Origin of the sequence: Brevibacillus sp. SKDU10 (genome assembly GCF_001645205.1) — a bacterium.
Lineage (GTDB): Bacteria > Bacillota > Bacilli > Brevibacillales > Brevibacillaceae > Brevibacillus_B > Brevibacillus_B halotolerans.
Genome location: NZ_LSSO01000079.1, coordinates 1 through 18,282 on the forward strand (window position 1 = coordinate 1; position 18,282 = coordinate 18,282).

Annotated in this window: 20 protein-coding genes and 1 pseudogene; all 21 read right to left on the reverse strand. The window is 42.9% G+C overall.

Annotated features, from left to right (window positions below):
- Positions 1–227: pseudogene (locus AYJ08_RS05005) on the reverse strand (proline--tRNA ligase); the annotation flags it as partial.
- A gap of 32 nt (positions 228–259) precedes the next feature.
- Complete coding sequence (ispG, locus tag AYJ08_RS05010) at positions 260–1,324, reverse strand: flavodoxin-dependent (E)-4-hydroxy-3-methylbut-2-enyl-diphosphate synthase (RefSeq protein WP_064016825.1); 1,065 nt, start codon at positions 1,322–1,324, stop codon at positions 260–262.
- 41 nt (positions 1,325–1,365) lie between these two features.
- A complete protein-coding gene (gene rseP, locus AYJ08_RS05015) occupies positions 1,366–2,625 on the reverse strand; it encodes an RIP metalloprotease RseP (protein WP_064016826.1) in 1,260 nt (419 codons plus the stop codon).
- Between the two features lie 145 nt (positions 2,626–2,770).
- Entirely contained in the window at positions 2,771–3,922 is a 1,152-nt protein-coding gene (locus AYJ08_RS05020) for a 1-deoxy-D-xylulose-5-phosphate reductoisomerase (RefSeq protein ID WP_064016868.1), read from the reverse strand.
- A gap of 41 nt (positions 3,923–3,963) precedes the next feature.
- Positions 3,964–4,812: a phosphatidate cytidylyltransferase gene (locus tag AYJ08_RS05025; RefSeq protein ID WP_064016827.1), complete on the reverse strand. Its 849-nt coding sequence runs from the start codon at positions 4,810–4,812 to the stop codon at positions 3,964–3,966.
- An 18-nt stretch (positions 4,813–4,830) separates the two neighbouring features.
- Entirely contained in the window at positions 4,831–5,601 is a 771-nt protein-coding gene (locus tag AYJ08_RS05030) for an undecaprenyl pyrophosphate synthase (protein WP_064016828.1), read from the reverse strand.
- 71 nt (positions 5,602–5,672) lie between these two features.
- Entirely contained in the window at positions 5,673–6,230 is a 558-nt protein-coding gene (gene frr / locus AYJ08_RS05035; protein ID WP_003341354.1) for a ribosome recycling factor, read from the reverse strand.
- Positions 6,231–6,956, reverse strand: a complete 726-nt coding sequence (pyrH, locus tag AYJ08_RS05040; protein ID WP_003336945.1) for a UMP kinase — start codon at positions 6,954–6,956, stop codon at positions 6,231–6,233. It lies immediately after the preceding gene.
- Positions 6,957–7,046: 90 nt separating this feature from the next.
- Complete coding sequence (tsf, locus tag AYJ08_RS05045; RefSeq protein WP_064016829.1) at positions 7,047–7,931, reverse strand: translation elongation factor Ts; 885 nt, start codon at positions 7,929–7,931, stop codon at positions 7,047–7,049.
- A 142-nt stretch (positions 7,932–8,073) separates the two neighbouring features.
- Positions 8,074–8,778 carry a 30S ribosomal protein S2 gene (gene rpsB, locus AYJ08_RS05050; protein ID WP_003341356.1) on the reverse strand — a complete coding sequence of 235 codons (705 nt, stop codon included), beginning with the start codon at positions 8,776–8,778 and terminating at the stop codon, positions 8,074–8,076.
- A 295-nt stretch (positions 8,779–9,073) separates the two neighbouring features.
- Positions 9,074–9,808: a prolipoprotein diacylglyceryl transferase gene (locus tag AYJ08_RS05055; protein ID WP_064016830.1), complete on the reverse strand. Its 735-nt coding sequence runs from the start codon at positions 9,806–9,808 to the stop codon at positions 9,074–9,076.
- Between the two features lies 1 nt (position 9,809).
- Complete coding sequence (locus AYJ08_RS05060; RefSeq protein ID WP_064016831.1) at positions 9,810–10,406, reverse strand: DUF6115 domain-containing protein; 597 nt, start codon at positions 10,404–10,406, stop codon at positions 9,810–9,812.
- A gap of 22 nt (positions 10,407–10,428) precedes the next feature.
- A complete protein-coding gene (locus AYJ08_RS05065) occupies positions 10,429–10,758 on the reverse strand; it encodes a hypothetical protein (RefSeq protein ID WP_231929006.1) in 330 nt (109 codons plus the stop codon).
- Between the two features lie 18 nt (positions 10,759–10,776).
- Entirely contained in the window at positions 10,777–12,174 is a 1,398-nt protein-coding gene (locus AYJ08_RS05070; protein WP_064016833.1) for a flagellar assembly protein A, read from the reverse strand.
- A gap of 43 nt (positions 12,175–12,217) precedes the next feature.
- The gene (locus AYJ08_RS05075) at positions 12,218–13,009 is read right to left on the reverse strand and encodes a FliA/WhiG family RNA polymerase sigma factor (RefSeq protein ID WP_003336937.1); all 792 of its coding nucleotides are present in this window, start codon (positions 13,007–13,009) and stop codon (positions 12,218–12,220) included.
- An 18-nt stretch (positions 13,010–13,027) separates the two neighbouring features.
- Entirely contained in the window at positions 13,028–13,423 is a 396-nt protein-coding gene (locus tag AYJ08_RS05080) for a hypothetical protein (protein WP_064016834.1), read from the reverse strand.
- Positions 13,424–13,425: 2 nt separating this feature from the next.
- Positions 13,426–13,911 carry a chemotaxis protein CheD gene (locus AYJ08_RS05085; protein WP_031413700.1) on the reverse strand — a complete coding sequence of 162 codons (486 nt, stop codon included), beginning with the start codon at positions 13,909–13,911 and terminating at the stop codon, positions 13,426–13,428.
- A complete protein-coding gene (locus AYJ08_RS05090) occupies positions 13,898–14,533 on the reverse strand; it encodes a chemotaxis protein CheC (RefSeq protein ID WP_003336934.1) in 636 nt (211 codons plus the stop codon). Before AYJ08_RS05090 ends, AYJ08_RS05085 begins: the two co-directional genes overlap by 14 nt.
- A gap of 3 nt (positions 14,534–14,536) precedes the next feature.
- Positions 14,537–15,013, reverse strand: a complete 477-nt coding sequence (locus AYJ08_RS05095) for a chemotaxis protein CheW (protein WP_031413698.1) — start codon at positions 15,011–15,013, stop codon at positions 14,537–14,539.
- A gap of 16 nt (positions 15,014–15,029) precedes the next feature.
- Positions 15,030–17,087 (reverse strand): chemotaxis protein CheA, encoded by a 2,058-nt coding sequence (locus AYJ08_RS05100; protein WP_064016835.1) that lies wholly within the window; start codon positions 17,085–17,087, stop codon positions 15,030–15,032.
- 19 nt (positions 17,088–17,106) lie between these two features.
- Positions 17,107–18,249, reverse strand: coding sequence for a protein-glutamate methylesterase/protein-glutamine glutaminase (locus AYJ08_RS05105; protein WP_064016836.1), 1,143 nt, complete (start codon positions 18,247–18,249; stop codon positions 17,107–17,109).
- Positions 18,250–18,282 lie beyond the last annotated feature (33 nt).

Sequence of the window (18,282 nt, forward strand, 5' to 3'; positions counted from 1 at the left end):
TGAATTGTTGGCATTAAAATCTCTTGAGCACCTGCGTTATTCATTTCTTCACGCACGATGTTTTGAATTTTTTGGAGGACACGTAGAGCTATCGGCATAAATGTATAGATACCGGAAGCTAACTGTCTTGCAAGACCAGCACGCAACAACAGTTTATGACTGGCAATTTCTGCGTCTGCTGGCACCTCGCGTAAAGTAGGGATTAGTAATTGGCTTTGCCTTAACACACAAGTTCCTCCTTTGATCAAATCAACACGTTCTATTTCTCTTCCATGATTGTGTTGATTTCTTTCATTAACTCTTCAAAAAGTTCATCTTCTTTTACTTTACGGACGATTTCACCGTTGCGGAAGATTAGTCCCTCTCCATTACCGCCAGCTACACCCACATCAGCTTCGCGTGCTTCACCTGGTCCGTTGACTGCACATCCCATAACAGCTACCTTCAATGGTTTCTTCAACGTGCTAACTGCGTCTTCCACCTTCGTGGCCAATCCGATCAGATCAATGGCACAACGCCCACAAGATGGGCAAGCAATTACAACTGGATCGTTGTTCACGATATCTAGACTGCGCAAAATCTGTTTCGCTACCTTAATTTCTTCAACAGGATCGGCAGTGAGGGATACGCGAATTGTGTCACCGATCCCCATGGATAAAACCGTACCAATTCCTACAGCAGATTTAATGCTACCAGAGAATTGTGTACCTGCTTCTGTTACCCCTACATGCAACGGGTAAGGACGACGTTCGGCCATTAACGAATACGTCTGAATCATGGTTGGAACATCTGAAGATTTTAGTGAGATCGTAATATTATCATAGTTCAGGTCTTCTAAAATCTCTACATGGTTCATAGCTGATTCCACGATCGCTTCCGGACTAGGATATCCGTATTTGTCTAATAAACGTCTTTCTACTGAACCTGAGTTTACGCCAATACGAATAGGAACATTTCGTTCACGACAAGCATCAACTACTGCCTGAGTTCGTTTCCGATTTCCAATATTCCCTGGATTAATTCGGATTTTATCAATCCCGCTCTCCAATGCTGTAAGCGCTAATCGATAGTCAAAATGGATATCAGCTACTAACGGCAATGGAGAACGTTCCTTAATTTGCTTGATTGCTTTTGCAGCATCTTCGTTAACAACCGCTAAACGAACGATTTGGCATCCAGCTTCATGCAATTGCTCTATCTGTTTGAGCGTAGCTTCTACATCACGCGTATCAGCGGTGGTCATAGATTGGATAACCACACTTTTTTGTCCTCCAATTTGGACTCCGCCTACAAATACCGGTTTGGTCTCCTCGCGCTTATACAAAGTAAGCACACTCCTTTATCTGTTTCTCTCTACGTGTTGAATTACTGTAAAAAGAGACGTTGTATATCATTCCAAGTCACAACTAGAATTAACATCATCAATAAAGCAAAACCAACAAAGTGAACCATGCCTTCTTTGTTAGGATCAATTGGTTTACCGCGCAATGCCTCAATGGCAATGAACACAAGGCGTCCACCGTCTAAAGCAGGAATTGGCAGCAAATTAAAAATACCAAGGTTAATACTCAAAAGCGCTGTCCATGTAAAGAGTGCCGCAAGACCATTTTGCGCAAATTGACTGGTCATTGTAAAGATCCCTGCTGGTCCACTTAAATCCTTCACACTTACATGTCCCGTAAAGAGCTGTGCAAGATTGGTAAAGATGGTTTTCGTCCAGAAGATTGTTTGGTCAATACCATGTGTCAGCGCTAATCCAATCTCTCTTTTGACACCGGCGCCAACCATTATTTTACCTTGTTCATTTACCTGTACGGGTACGACCATGTCTTGCCCATCTCTATTGATCTTCATTTCAATATTTTTATTAGGGGATGCATTAACAGCTCCCACAAACTGGTTCCAGTCATTTATTGGTGTCCCATCGATGCTAATAATGCGATCTCCCTGTTTCAGCCCCGCCTGATAAGCAGGTCCATCCGGAATAACTTGGCCTAAAACAGCATCTTTTGACGGAGCTCCGAAGAATAAAGCCCCCATCACAAAGATAATAAAAGCTAAAATAAAGTTAGCAGCAGGACCAGCAAAAATAGCTAGGAAACGTTGCCATATTGTTTTCCCTTTAAATTGACGATTAAAAGGAGCGATCTGTACTTCCTTGCCCTCAATCACTAGCATTGTCTTGGGATCAACAGCAAATGTCTTCATTTCTCCCTGTATATCCAAGGTCATGATCAAATCATGCTCCAGATCATAACGAACCACATTACCAATCGTTGCATGATTGGGGATATCTTTAGGAGTAACATAAATGTGAGAAATCTGATTAGCTTGATTAAATAAAACCCCGACCTCCATATGAGGTTGTAATACTTCCATCTCAGGGTCTTCACCAGCCATTCGAACCATACCACCGATGGGTAACCAACGCAACGTATATTCTGTTTCGCCCCTCTTAAAGCTAAACATTTTTGGTCCCATTCCAAGAGCGAACTCACGGCATAAAATACCTGCCCGTTTTGCTAACAAAAAATGGCCCATTTCATGGAAAAAGACCAACAATCCAAAAATTACTACGAAGGCGATTACCGATCCAAAACCAATCTGTACGGGAGGCATTTGCATAGATATAGCCACCTTTCCTTCTATTTCGTGATTGAGAAGCACTCACCCGTTCTATCGAAACAGGACCACTACTCTACTATATGTAGGTAAAGCGTCTAATCAGTACCCTGTCTCTGGCAAAGCTTTTCGCTTGTTTCTTTCCCTCTTATTTGCCCCAGTCTCGTGCAGCTTGTCGTGCCCATGCGTCAACTTCGTCAATCTCTTCTAAGGTAGGGTGCGGACTCGTGTTGTGTAAGGCACATACCTGATGAACAACCTCTTCAATTCCTACGATTGTTAGTTCATCCTGCAAAAACCGCGAAACGGCAACTTCATTGGCTGCATTTAGCACAGCGGGCAGTGTACCTCCAACCTTACCGCAATCGTACGCTAGTTTTAAGAGTGGATAGCGGGTGAAATCCATCTCTTTAAAATGAAGCGTCCCGCATTTCACGAGATCAAGAGTCTCAGTCGGCAACGGCCAGCGGCTTGGATAGGTAAGAGCGTACTGAATGGGAACCTTCATATCCGGTGTTCCCAATTGTGCTATCACGGCTCTATCTTTGTATTCTACCATAGAATGAATAATACTTTCATAGTGAAGAATTGTCTCTATCTGCTCATATGGCATTCCAAATAGCCAATGAGCCTCTACTACTTCAAATCCTTTGTTCATCATAGTAGCTGAGTCAATCGTTATTTTGGCTCCCATGCTCCAATTTGGATGCCGCAAAGCATCTTCTCGAGTTACATGAGCTAACTCATCTCGAGACAGATGGCGAAGTGACCCTCCTGAAGCAGTAATAATGAGTTTGGAAACATCCTGTCGATTCTCCCCGTTTAGAGCCTGAAAAATGGCAGAATGCTCGCTGTCAACAGGAACAATTGTCGCCTGATGCCTTTGGGCAGCCTCCATGACCAAGTGTCCTGCACTTACCAGGGTTTCCTTATTAGCAAGTCCAATTGTTTTGCCACGTTCAATCGCAGCCAGGGTTGGTTTTACTCCTACACTGCCTACTACTGCTGACATAACAAATGATGCTTGAGGATGTGTTGCTACCTCAATCAAGCCGTCTAATCCATACACGATCTCTGCGGATAAAACTCCCGCAAGGCGTTTCGATAACTCTCGTGCAAGCTCTTCTGTCCCTACGGAAATGAGTTCCGGTTTAGCATATAAAGCTTGTTCTTCTAATAAGTCAATGTTAGTACCGGCTGCCATGGCTACAATGTTAAATTGTTCGGGGTGCTGTTTCACTACTTCCATAGTACTTGTCCCGATCGAACCGGTAGAACCTAACAGCGATATGTTTTTCACCCATCTCACCTCAAAACCCCTATTTGTCTACGAGCTGCTACTTAAAACAAGCCAAACAAGTACAGTATCGGAAACACAATAAGCATACTATCAAATCGATCGAGAATGCCTCCATGCCCTGGTAGAATATGACCTGAATCCTTTACTGAGAAATGGCGCTTGTAAGCTGATTCTACTAAATCTCCTAGCGGACCGACAATACCTGTAATGGCTGCAATTGCTAAAGCTTGTCCCCACGGAAGAGCTCCGGGTACTTGCAAAAAGATCAGGCAAGCATCAATTGCCCCGACAACCACAAGGGAGGCAAGGAAACCTCCAAGCGCTCCCTCTACTGTTTTATTTGGACTAATATCTGGCCATAATTTACGTTTGCCAAATGCTTTTCCTGCAAAATAGGCTCCAGAATCTGTTGACCATACAGATAACAAGATGATAATCGTAAGCCAAAATCCAGTTAAGCCGATCCCCCCGCGAGCGACGGCAACGTAGTGAAAACCATATCCTATGTATAACGCTCCGAGTAATACCAGAGCGGCATGTTCAATATGAAAGCGATTTTTACTAAGTACAGTATAAAATAGCAACAAAAATAAAGGTAACAGCAGAATTTGACCCCATTCCACTGTGATTGTGCCAATACCATTTACCTTCAAAAACCCCAGCACTGGGAATAATAAAGCTGCGAGGTCTGGTTGCCATGCACTTATTAAAATCACATAGCCTAGTATACCTGGAAAACTAAAAGGCTTTATGCTGGCCATGCGTAAAAATTCAAAAAGGCCGATGAAGGCCATAAGTAATACTAGGGACGAGTACCAAATCCCCCCCAGATATACCAGGGTGAGAAAAACAACACCCCCAAGTAATCCGGTAATTATCCGTTCCTTCACTTGTTCCACCTCTCCAGATCAAACTGCGCCATAGCGACGAGCTCGACCTTGGTATTCAGCAATCGCCTGTACGAAATGCTCTCTGGAAAAATCGGGCCAATACACATCCGTGAACCAAAATTCCGTATAAGCTAGTTGCCATAGCATGAAATTGCTAATACGAATTTCTCCGCTCGTGCGAATTAACAAATCAGGTTCGGGAATTCCTTGTGTATATAAATGTGAGGCAATTGTTTCCTCATCAATTTGTTCAGGTGTTAGCTTGCCTTGGGCGATCAATTGAGCAATCTCTTTTGTCGCTTTTAAAATTTCATCACGCCCTCCATAATTAAGGGCAAAATTAAGTTGTAAGCCTGTATTATTTTTTGTCTTTTCCTCTGCTTCAATTAAAGCGTTTAGAGTATGAGAAGGTAAGCCTTCTCGAGAGCCTATCATACGTATCCGAACATTTCGTTCAACTAATTCTACCAATTCAGTCGACAAGAACTCCTGTGGGAGTTTCATTAGAAAATCAACTTCGTCTTTAGGACGCTTCCAATTCTCTGTAGAAAAGGCGTACATCGTTAATACACCTACACCGATTTCATCTGCTGTTTTTACCACATCTTTTACGGTTTTCATACCCTGATGGTGCCCAGCAACACGCGGTAAATTACGTTTTTTAGCCCATCGTCCATTACCGTCCATAATGACTGCTACATGGTGCGGAATGACTCCTGCCTGATCAAACGCAGTGCTTTTATATTCTTCCTGCCTACCGCTAAACATTTTTCCTAACCGTTCTAACATACAGGTTTCCCCCAAAAAGAGAGATATAGACATAGCTCCCCCTCATCACAGAGGGGGAACATTTTCTCACATTATACCTCGAGAATGTCCTTCTCTTTATCTTTTACGATTTTGTCAACTTCCGCAATAAACTTATCGGTCGTTTTTTGAACCGTTTCTTGATGACCGCGGGATTCATCCTCAGAGATTGAAGCCGCTTTTTCCAACTTTTTAATACCATCATTTGCATCGCGACGTACGTTGCGAATTGCTACTTTTGCATCTTCTCCGCTCTTGTTTGCAACTTTTACTAAGTCGCGGCGGCGCTCTTCTGTAAGTGGCGGAACTGCAATGCGGATTACGGAACCATCATTAGTTGGTGTAAGTCCGATATCAGACTGCATGATTGCTTTATCAATATCTTTTAGAGCGTTCTTATCCCAAGGCTGAACTTGCAGCATACGTGGTTCTGGAGCAACTACGTTAGCCAATTGATTGATTGGTGTTGGTGTTCCATAGTAGTCTACCATGATTTTATCCAACATAGCCGGAGTCGCACGACCAGCACGCAATGTCGCTAGGTCCTTTTTTAATGTTTGAATCGCCTTGCTCATGCGATCTTCCATATCCTTTAAAATGTTTTGTGGCATTTAAGCATCCCCCTTTACTATAGTCCCAATTTTTTCTCCCATGACGGCCCGACGAATGTTGCCCTCTTCCGTTATGGCAAAAACAATAAGTGGTATATGATTATCCATGCAAAGACTGGAAGCGGTAGAATCCATGACGCCTAAGCCTTTGTTTAAAACTTCAAGGAAAGTTAGGTTATCGTATTTTGTAGCGCTTTCGTCAATGCTTGGATCGGCTGTGTACACACCGTCCACCTTATTTTTTGCCATCAGGATAACCTCTGCTTCGATCTCGGCAGCACGCAATGCTGCTGTTGTATCGGTGGAGAAGTACGGGTTACCTGTACCAGCCGCAAAGATGACAACTCGCCCCTTCTCTAAATGACGAATCGCCTTTCTGCGAATGTATGGCTCAGCTACTTGACGCATCTCAATAGAAGTTTGAACACGGGTAGGTACGCCGACCTGTTCTAATCCATCTTGCATCGCAAGTGCGTTCATAACAGTTGCAAGCATGCCCATGTAGTCAGCCGTTGCGCGATCCATTCCTTTGGAGCTTCCGGAAAGACCTCTCCAGATGTTTCCTCCACCTACTACTACGGCTACTTCTACACCTAGCTCTACGATTTCCTTTATTTGATTTGCAATCGAAGCGATAACTTTTGGGTCGATTCCATACCCTAGTTCCCCAGCTAGTGCCTCTCCACTCAGCTTTAGTATGACTCGTTTATATGCAGCGTCTGGCATGCGAAAAGACCTCCATTTTCATTTCGTATTGCTCTTATTTCCTGTCTTTCTTTAAAAATAGGGAACACAGCGGTGTTCCCTATTATCATCTTATTGCTTATTCACTTGCGCCATTACTTCAGCAGCAAAATCTTCTTGTTTCTTTTCAATACCTTCCCCAACTTGGAAGCGAGCAAAGCCTTTGAAGCTAGCTCCTGCTTCTTTCAACAATTGGGAAACGCGTTTGTCTGGGTCCTTAACGAATGGTTGCTCTACTAAGCAATATTCTTCAAAGAATTTTGCCATGCGGCCTTCTACCATTTTGTCTACGATGTTAGCAGGCTTTCCTTCAGACAACGCTTGGTTTTTCAATACTTCACGCTCACGGTCAATCACGTCTTGAGAAACTTCTTCTCTCACGCCAAAACGTGGGTTAGAAGCTGCTGCGTGCATTGCAATGTCTTTTGCCAATACTTCATTGTCAGTGTCATTTAAAGCTACCAACGTACCGATTTTTCCACCCATGTGCAGGTATCCACCGAAAACGCCGTTGTCAGCTTTTTCAAGGATTTCAAAGCGACGGAAGCTGATGTTTTCACCAATTGTTGCGATTTTCGCGTTGATGGTTGTACCCAAATCTTCTCCACCTTGGAACGCTTGAGTCAAAGCTTCTTCAACAGTAGCAGGGCGAGCGTTTACTACATGCTCAGCGATATCTTTAACTAGTTGTTGGAACTCAGGGTTTTTAGCAACGAAGTCTGTTTCACAGTTAACTTCTACTACTGCACCAAAGTTTCCGTTAATTGCAAATCCAGTCAAACCTTCAGCAGCGATACGTCCGGACTTTTTCGCAGCCTTTGCGATACCTTTTTCACGAAGTAGGTCAATCGCTTTTTCGATATCACCGTTTACTTCTTCTAGTGCGCGTTTGCAGTCCATCATACCTGCGCCTGTTCTTTCGCGCAATTCTTTAACTGTTTGTGCCGTAATTGCCATTGAATTACATCCTCCTTCAACTAATCCGCAAGCATCTTATTGCCTACGTATGTAATGTGTGAAACTCTTCGTCGGGAGATACAATTGTATTCGTAGAAAAAGGTGGACGGGGTTCTGAAAACCCTCAGTCCACCCTCATTCATTACGCCGTGGTTGTTTGCTCTCCGCCTTGGTTTCCTTCAGACAGAGCGTCAGCCATCTTGCCAGTTAATAGTTTAACAGCACGGATAGCGTCATCGTTACCAGGAATCACATAATCGATTTCGTCTGGATCGCAGTTAGTATCAACGATCGCTACGATTGGGATACCCAATTTACGAGCTTCCGCAACAGCGATGCGCTCTTTGCGAGGGTCGATTACGAACAATGCGTCAGGCAATTCTTTCATGTGTGCAATACCGCCCAAGAATTTCTCTAGGCGATCCATTTCTTTGTTCAATACGATAACTTCTTTTTTAGGAAGAACATCGAAAGTACCATCTTCTTGCATACGTTTTAGTTCAGCAAGACGAGCAGTACGTTTTTGAATAGTTTCGAAGTTAGTCAATGTACCACCCAACCAACGTTGGTTGATGTAGTAGTGACCAGTGCGTTCAGCTTCTTCTTTAACAGACTCTTGCGCTTGTTTTTTCGTACCAACAAAAAGTACTTTACCTTCGTTAGCAGCAACTTCGCGCATGAAGTTGTAAGCCTCTTCTACTTTTTTCACCGTCTTTTGCAAGTCGATGATGTAAATTCCGTTACGTTCTGTGAAGATATAGCGATCCATTTTTGGGTTCCAACGACGAGTTTGGTGACCGAAGTGAACACCAGCCTCAAGAAGTTGTTTCATAGAGATTACCGCCATATTTCACACCTCCTCTAGTTTGGTTTTTTGTGTCAACCTCCGCCGACCGCATTTTTCAAGCAAAACTACCAAATGGTAGCACCGTTGCCGAAATTAGCCTGCGTGTGTATTTAACACCGAAGAAAACTATATCATATCAAAATAACAAATGCAATAAAGAGTGTTAGAAAAGTTGCTTCGGCTTACCGTTATTTTCACCTAACGATATCCATTTTATCCAAAAAATGAACGATATATCATCAGTAAGCCTATTTTTTAAGTAAATGACTATAGGAAGCATTCTATTTACTGTCACTTATTTATGTTCAGATAATGAATCAGCTACAGGAGTTTTAGGCGGCTCAGGAGGGGTCGGAGGAACTGGCTGCGTTATACCTGATGTATCCTTTTGCTCTGCTCCCGGCTTATTATTCGTAGTTTGCTCAATTGACTGCTCCTGCTTTTTCGCAGGCTCTTTTTCGCCTGTAGTGGACGTGGATGGCTCACTGTTCTCCTTAGAGCTATGATTCTGTTTTGAAACATCCTTTGCTTGTTGTTGCGTTGTAGCTGATGAGCCTTTAGCAGGCTGAGTCGTTTTATTGCTTTCTTTTTCGTTTTCTTTCGTTTTCTTATCCGATTTATCGGTTGATTGTTCCGTCTTCTTTTTCTCTTTGCTGGACTCATTCATTTTCGGAGAAGCCTTCGTTGCTTCCTTATCATGCTCAGAAGCTAGCTTCTTTTTCTCACTATTTGCTGTTGGAGCAGTATCAGGCTTCTTCTCTGGTTGCTTTTGTCCAGCTGGAGCAGAGATAGCTGGTTGCCCGTTTTGTTTTTCTTTACTCGTATTTGGAGTTGCTTGTGGCTGATCTTTTAAAGGAACCTGTGCTTGCATACGCTGAAATTCTTCTTTAGAAAGAACAACCCACCCCTGAGTAGCAGCGATTTGCTTTAGTTCATCTATGCTAATCGCCTTCTGTCCGAAGACTAGAAGAAATACGGCAGAGAATACAATCCCTAGTCCAAAACCCATCCACCCGATTCTCGTTCTCATGTCAGGCCTCTCTTTCAATCGGCTCGGCAAGCGTTAAAATTAATTCAATCTCCCCATGGCCAGCTCCAAGCTTTTTAGCTATCTCGGGAGTAGTAAGCCCTTGTTGTACTAATTCAAACACTCGCTGGTACCGATCTTTTAATGCCAACACGTCTTGAGAAATCTCTGGTTGCTGGTCAGCGCTAGCTTGGCTCAACATCTGGGATTGCTCTACTCCCTTTTTTATTAAAGCGTGGGATTGTTGCAACTCACTAAATTGAAGATGTAATTTTTCCATCTCCTGCTGAAGAGAAAGATTGTCTTGTGCATATTGCTTAGCAGAAGCGAATAATTCCTGCTGGCTTTTTCTGATTTGCTCGATGTTCGCATGCAAATTCTCAGCTAACTCTTCATTTTCCCTTTTCACCTGTTGAACAAAGCGTTTAAGCGTTGTTTCCATGCTAGCGCGATCCAGACTGGTGAGCTCTGCATGCTTCATCGAAGAAATTGCTTCAGAACCGATCTCGTGATGTTTTCTTTTAGATAACCAAAGGGAGAGGCCTGAAAGCGCAATAGCGATTAGGCCAACTCCTAGTAGTATATATAACAATTGAGTCATTTTCTTCACCTAGTTAGAATAGTTACAAAGAAATATCAATATGATGCCCACGGATTGGATCAGGTGAAGGATGGGTTTGCGCTTTCATTTCTCCTTCTGCTTGTCCCTCTCGCATTTGTTTAGGTTCTCCCCCATGCTTCTTTGCAGACTCTTCTTGTTTATTTTTAACATGCTGTTGTTCTGATTTATGCACATTCTCCGTTTTATTCCGTTTGGCTTCAGCTAGCCTCTTCTGTTCTTCCTTAATCTGCTGTTGCTCCGCTGCAGCCCGTTGTTGCAGTTGTTCTTGCCATCTACCTATCTCTTGTGTCCTTGGAATAGCATGCTGTAATTCGAGTGCTTTAAAACTCATCAGCATCTCTCTCCTTTTCTAAATGAGAGTGGAAGTAGATATCTCTCCATCCAAAACTAGGAATCGAGTACGGCTAAACTCTTGTTTAATAAAACGCACATGCTTACCAAAAACCAGTTTTGCTCCTGGGAAAATTAGCTGAGATACCTCAATATAGGATGGGATCTCTTGGTCTAATTCTGCCTCGAGCCGTCGTTTTTCTTCTTCTAACGTTTTTATTTCTTTATCCAATACGAGCTGCGTATTGGTCAATTTAATCTGTAACGACTTCTTGTCAGAAGGCAAATCTCCATAGGCTTGCATCATTTGCGACAATACCTGTAGCCCTTGATCTGCCTTGCGCTTCTGATCATGAAGGTCGGTTAATTTCTTTTTAATTTGGCTGACTTCTTCGCGGCATTGGGGCTTAGCACCCACTTCAAGACTGGTTGGCGTAGAGCTCATATTGCCGACTACCTGTGCAATAATCTTCTCGCCTGCTTGAACGACACCACCAATAATAATCCCCTTGGTTCCTTTGCAAACCACCTGCTTCCCAGCCTTTACGTGTGAAAACATGATGCTTTGTTTAACGAAAACGTTATTGCCGGCAGTTACATTCCCATTTTGAATATAGGAGGTCGTCACGTTATTTCCTGCTTGAACACGTCCCTTATCCTGACCAGCAATCCCGTTTTTAATATCAATGGAGCCTTCTGCAATCAGCTCGGCACCCTCTACACTTCCATAGATACGAATATCGCCTGTGGCTTTTATCGTAAACCCAGTTGGCACATGGCCACGAATAACAACAGTTCCAACAAAATCAATATTACCTACACTAAAATCAACGTCTCCATTGACTTCATAGACAGGGAACACATGAATCTTGTCATTGTCCACTGATACTTGACCGTCTATTACAGCGTATGCCAATGTTCGTTCTTCATTTAACACAATCCCTTTACCAGGCTTTAATAAAGCTTCTTTACCTGGCTTTGGTGGGATCACTTCATCTGTAACCGTTCTACCTGGTACTCCCGGTGTTGCCATAATCTTTTCTGCTAAAAGCTGACCACGTGTCACATTAGCAATATTGAGAACGGAATAATAGTCCACTCGTCCATCTTCAAGCACTTTGGGGGAAGTTTTCTCTGCTGACTCATCTTGAAATAGATAACGAATGCTACCATTTTGACCCGGTATCGGTTTCACTCCTTTAGCAATACTGAGAGGCGTATCAACATATTGCGATGGGGCAGAACAGATAGCACGCACATGATTTTCTATTATTCCATATCTCACACCTTTTGTTTCACAAAATCGAATCAAGTCTTCCTCTTTAAGCGGGACATCACTTGTTGCTTTTAATGTAATTTCAGCAAGAAGTTTGTCAGATGAAATGTGAATTTCCGCGTAATCGGTAATTTGATTCACGAAAAACCCCCCTTTTTCTGCGCTTCTGAGCGCCACCAGTTTTCTACATTAACTGCGATTTCCATTTTGCCAACGTATTGCGTAGACGAAAAATCGCTTTGGAATGCAACTGGGAAATACGTGAAGGGGATAAGCTCATGACCTCAGCGATTTCAGACAGAGTTAACTCTTCAAAGTAAAAAAGTGAAACAACGAGGCGCTCTTTTTCTGGTAGTTTGTCAATGGCTTGAGTTAAAACTTCCTTCAAATTCTGCATTTGGGCGACGTTTTCAGGATTTGGCATAAGATCATCTATTAAATAAGCATGACGAGCAATTTTCTGTTCATCTTCATCACCTACTGCTTCGTCAATCGACAACATACTGGACAGCGAGGTATCATACATCACCTGTTGAACTTCTTTTTCCGTTATTCCCAAATGAACACTTACTTCTTTCTCAGTGGGAGAACGTAACAGATTTTGCTCTAAATATGTATATGCTTCTTCGATTTTTTTTGCCTTATCCCGTACCGTGCGAGGAATCCAATCATTTTCACGCAATCCATCAATCATGGCTCCGCGAATTCTCCACATGGCATACGTTTCAAATTGCAAGCCCCGTTTATAATCAAACTTGTTTAAAGCATCAAGCAACCCGAATCGACCATAGCTGATGAGATCATCCTTATCCACGTTGTTAGGTAAACCTATGGAAAGACGCATTGCCACTTTATTTACTAGCGGCAAGAATTTTTCCACCAGTTCTAATTCCGCTTCTCGACTCCCGTTTTCTTTCCATTCCATCCATTTATCAAATTCTTTTGTTACCTTCTCTTGATTATATACGCGAGCCATGGTTTAATCACCTGCCTTTTACTCATCAGTAAATCTTCTTAACGTTTGGGCAATTAATTTTGGGTCATGCTCTGCAGATTCATCTTGTACACGCTCTACTTTTAGTGGAATAAACTCTTCTTCTGGATGTAAAGACTCGTTCGTTTCTTCCTGATCGGTAGCAGCTTCCTGCTCTTCCCCTGCCGCTGCTACTTCCTCGTCGCCATCTATATCCTCCAGCTCGTTAGGATCTTCTTTTGGAAAAAGAATGGATAATACCCACTGAACAAGAAAGGCGATGATAAAAATAACCAGAAAAGCCATAACTCCACGATAAAACGATACAACAAACAAATTGCCAGTAATGGCAGCCAAAAACGTTAGTAGAAATGCAATGCATCCTAACCAAAGACTTCTTTTCACGGTTTGGTTCATGGTTATACTTCCTTAGTTCCTTGATTTACGGTCCGGATTTGCAATACCCCGGTTTCCGCATCAACTTCAATAGTTCGTCCGCAATTTCCACCAGTATCCTCTGCAATAATCTGAATGGAGAATTGTTTTAAAGCTGCTTTGCATGCCTCCACATTCCGCGGTCCAATTCTCATTGCATCGTTGGTAGAAAGAAAGGTAAACATTTGGGCGCCTCCAGCTAACTTAGCTGTCATATGACGGGTTTGGGCTCCCAGTTTCTTCATTCGTTCAACTAATTCAGGAATTGCTGTATCAGCATATTTCAAATGATTGGTCTCTGTATTTTTCCCTAGGCTTGAATCCGGTAACATGACATGTGCCATCCCCGCAATTTTAGTACTACGATCATAAAGTACAACCCCAACGCAAGAACCTAAGCCCGTCGTGCGAATATGATTGGGGGCACTAGCTACTCCTGCGTCTGCCATTCCAACTTTAATAATTTCCATCTAACGGGACCCCTAATGCTTGGAATAATGTTGCAAATGAATCCGGATCTGGGATGAGGAAAAAGTGACCTTGCATTTTTTCGTTGCCTTCCATAAAAGCTGTGTCGATCGTTAAAGCAAAATCACCAGCCCGACCTAGTTCAATAAGTCCATAGCTCAAAAGAGCGCCTGCCATATCAATCGCAAGAGCAGGTACAGTCGGTTGCATATTAAGCTTCGTAAAATCAGCCAGTGATGACAGATAAGAACCAGCCATAATGTTGCCGATCTCATGCAAAGCCGATAATTCCATTTCACTAAATATCTCTTCCTGCTCTTCTTGTGGTACAATCCCCAGCAGATGCTGCAATAGATTTTTAGCGGAAGGAATATCTATAATAAAAAACATATTTCCAGGGCAATCGCCTTCTACACGTAAAAAGACTGCAATTACCACTACCTCATCTCCACCCAGGAAATCAGCAATTTCCTGGAAAGAGATGATTTTTACTTGTGGAACGGTCATGTCGATTTCTTTTTGAATCAATTGCGAAAGTGCCGTGGTTGCATGACCAGCCCCAATATTACCTACCTCACGAAGCACATCTAATTGAAATTCGCCTAATTTCTTAATATGAGTCATAGACTAAACCTCAAACGAATCCAATTGTTTAATCTCTTCTGTGCTCAACACTTTATCTAGATTTAATAAGATGAGCAGACGTTTTTCTAATTTAGCTACACCACGTAAATAGGTTGCTTCTACTCCGCCAACCACGGCTGGTGGCGGTTCGATTGCATTAACAGGGATATCAACCACGTCGTTTGCAGAATCAACAATTAGTCCAACTTCCAGTTCGTCTACAGCTACGATAATCACCCGTGTAGCTTCTGTGCATTCTGTTTCTGCCAATTGAAAACGACTGCGCAAATCAATAATGGGTGTAACCACACCACGTAAATTGATAACACCCTTTACAAACTCTGGTGTGCGAGGTACGCGGGTAATATGTTCCAGCTTCTCAATCGATCTAACCTGCTGAACCTCTACACCGTACTCTTCGTCTACCAATCGAAAAATAATTACTTTTACTTCTTCAGATGCTGCTTTCATATCCAACATACTCATGACCTCCTACCTACTTAATTAAGGCATTGCAATCGAGAATTAATGCGACCTGTCCATCACCTAAGATCGTTGCTCCGGAAATGGCAAAGACATTGACTAGATACTTGCCTAGCGATTTCAGCACGATTTCTTGTTGTCCAATAAAGGAATCAACAACTAAGCCAGCCATTTTTTCCCCTTTGCGAACAATAACGACAGCCACCTCGTCCTCACGAGCTTTTCCATTAGATGGAATTTGGAAAATTTCTTTGAGAGACACAAGAGGTACAATACGTCCTCGGAAGTCAATCACTTGTTGACGATGAGCCATCATGATTTCGCTTTTCTTGAAGACAGCAGTCTCAATAATGGAGCTTAACGGAACCGCATACTTCTCATTTTCAACCTGAACCAGCATTGCAGAAATAATAGAAAGGGTCAGCGGTAGCTGAATACGGAACACAGAGCCTTCATTTGGCGCTGAGTCAACTGATACGGAGCCACCTAGTGATTCAATCTTAGTTTTAACAACATCAAGACCTACACCGCGTCCTGAGATGTCAGATACTACGTCAGCCGTACTAAATCCTGACGAGAATAAAAGTTCATATATCTGTCTATCCGTCATCGTTTCCGCAACAGCGGCACTTACTACTCCACGGCTGATCGCTTTGTTACGTACCTTATCCTTGTCAATACCTGCTCCATCGTCACGTACTTCAATAAAGACGTGGTTGCCGCTATGATACGCTTTTAGCTGAACCACACCCTCTTCTGGCTTACCAGATTGTTTACGCTTCTCAGGAGACTCTAGTCCATGGTCGATAGAGTTACGCAATAGGTGAACAAGCGGATCGCCAATTTCATCAATTACAGTACGATCAAGCTCCGTTTCAGCCCCAAAAATCTCTAGATTTACCTTCTTGTTTAATTCCTTAGCCAAATCTCGAACCATCCGAGGGAATCGGTTGAATACCTGCTCTACTGGAACCATGCGCATGGTTAGGATGATATTTTGTAGATCACCGCTAATTCGGCTCATGTGTTCCACTGTTTCATGTAGCTCTGTTTTACCGATTTCTCTGGCTAACTGCTCTAAGCGTCCGCGATCAATAACTAGCTCGCTAAACAAATTCATTAAGATGTCTAGACGTTCAATATCTACACGGATGGTTTTGCTAGCAGCAGGTCTTTTAGCAGGAGCTGCTGGGGTTGCCGGCTTTTGCTCTTTTTCAGACTTAGCAACTTCCTTGACAGGAGCTGCCGCAGCTACTTCCTTGTCACCCTCTGCCAATTTAATCTCTTCAATCAAAACCTCCTCGATCTCAGAGATATTGCTGATTGCTTTGTGAATCTCTTCTAAAGATTTTGAAGTGATATAAACAACCTCAAAGGATCTATCAAATTTTTCATTTTCAATTTCTTCTACGGAAGGAGTTGACTTGATTACCTCTCCATGTGTGTCCAGTTGGTCAAATACCATATAAGCACGAGCTGCTTTTAGTACACATTCTGCTTGCAGGCTAACACGAATCCAATATAAATTGTTTCCTGTTTCCTGCGATTGGCGCATAATTGTAATTGCATAATCATCTAGCTGATAGTCGCGTGTTACAGCTTGGGCTTCTTCAACCTGATCATTTGTTTCAGAATCAGAGTCGTCACCTTCAGCTAATGTAGCGGTAGGCTCAGAGGATGATTCGTTAAAATCTCCCGCCACTATGGAACGTAGGACTCCTACTAACGCGCTAACGTCAGCGGCCCCGTCGCCACCTTCCATGATGTTTTGAACCATACCTTCCATAATATCTACACTTTTGAAAATGACGTCCATGATGTCGGTTGTAATCATTAGCTTCTGATTACGGATCAAATCAAGCACGTTTTCCATTTCGTGTGTTAAGCTAGCCAAATCTTCAAAGCCCATCGTTGCTGCCATTCCCTTTAAGGTATGAGCTGAACGAAAAATTTCATTAACGATTCCAATGTCATGCGGATCGGTCTCCAGAGTCAACAGATTGGAGTTAATCGCCTGCAAATGTTCCTTGGATTCTTCAATAAACATATCAAGATATTGATTCATATCCATGTATCTATAACCTCCCCCATCATGTTACGAGTCGAACTAACGTCTCTGCCATGTGGTCCAGTGGAACAATATGATCCGCTAATCCAGCTTGAATGGCTGCACGTGGCATTCCGAACACGACACAACTACTCTGATCTTCTATCAATCCTACAACGTGATGAGCTTCCTTCATCTGTCGTAAGCCCGCTGTCCCATCAGCTCCCATGCCAGTCAAAATGACCGCCCACTGCCTTGTATGCGTAAGTTTGCTCGCTGATTCAAACAAAACGTCAACGGACGGACGGTGACCGCCACGTGGCGCCTCTTGATGTAATTTAATGATGATTTTTCCACCGGATGGTTGCATGGCTTCCATATGATAGCCTCCCGGTGCGATATAAGCTGTACCTGCCTTCACTTCTTCTCCGTCAGTTGCTTCCTTTACTGTGATTTGGCACATGCTATCTAGACGCTGGGCCAAACTTTTCGTAAATCCTGGTGGCATATGCTGCACAATCAATATCGGTGCTGGAAAATAAGCAGGTATCTGAGTTAATAAAGTTTGTAATGCACGAGGTCCCCCTGTGGAAGTTCCTAAGAACACAACCTTCGTCCCTGACTTATCTGTCAAGTCCGCATGTTGCACTCCCATACTTTCTTTCAGAGGAAGGACTTGCTCATTCGTTTTTTCTGTTTGAAATAGCTTCTTCTTTGGCTCTGTTAGTGGTTTTTTAACAGGAGCTTTCGCGATTGGAGCTATTTGTTTATGCCTGAAACGTCCCTTTGCTGCCGCAGCTTCCTTTACGAGTTCGACAAGCTGTTTGCCAACTTTATGGATGTCTAAGGAAATGGGTCCAGAGGGTTTGCCAATAAAATCAAAAGCACCTAACTCCAGCGCTTTTAAAGTGGCATCCGCTCCTTCTTTAGTCAAGCTACTCAACATGACAACAGGCAGAGGATGCTCTACCATCAGCCTTTCTAATGTTGCAAGTCCATCTAAAATAGGCATTTCCACATCAAGCGTAACCACATCTGGCTGTAGTTCTCTTACTTTTTCTAAGCATTCCATTCCATTTCGAGCACGAGCCACCACTTCAATGTTGGGATCGCTTGTCAAAATGTCAGAAATGACCTTGCGCATGAAAGCGGAATCGTCTGCCACTAGTACTTTAATTTTCGTCATGTTACCGCTCCCTTCTAGTCACTTCAATCGTTT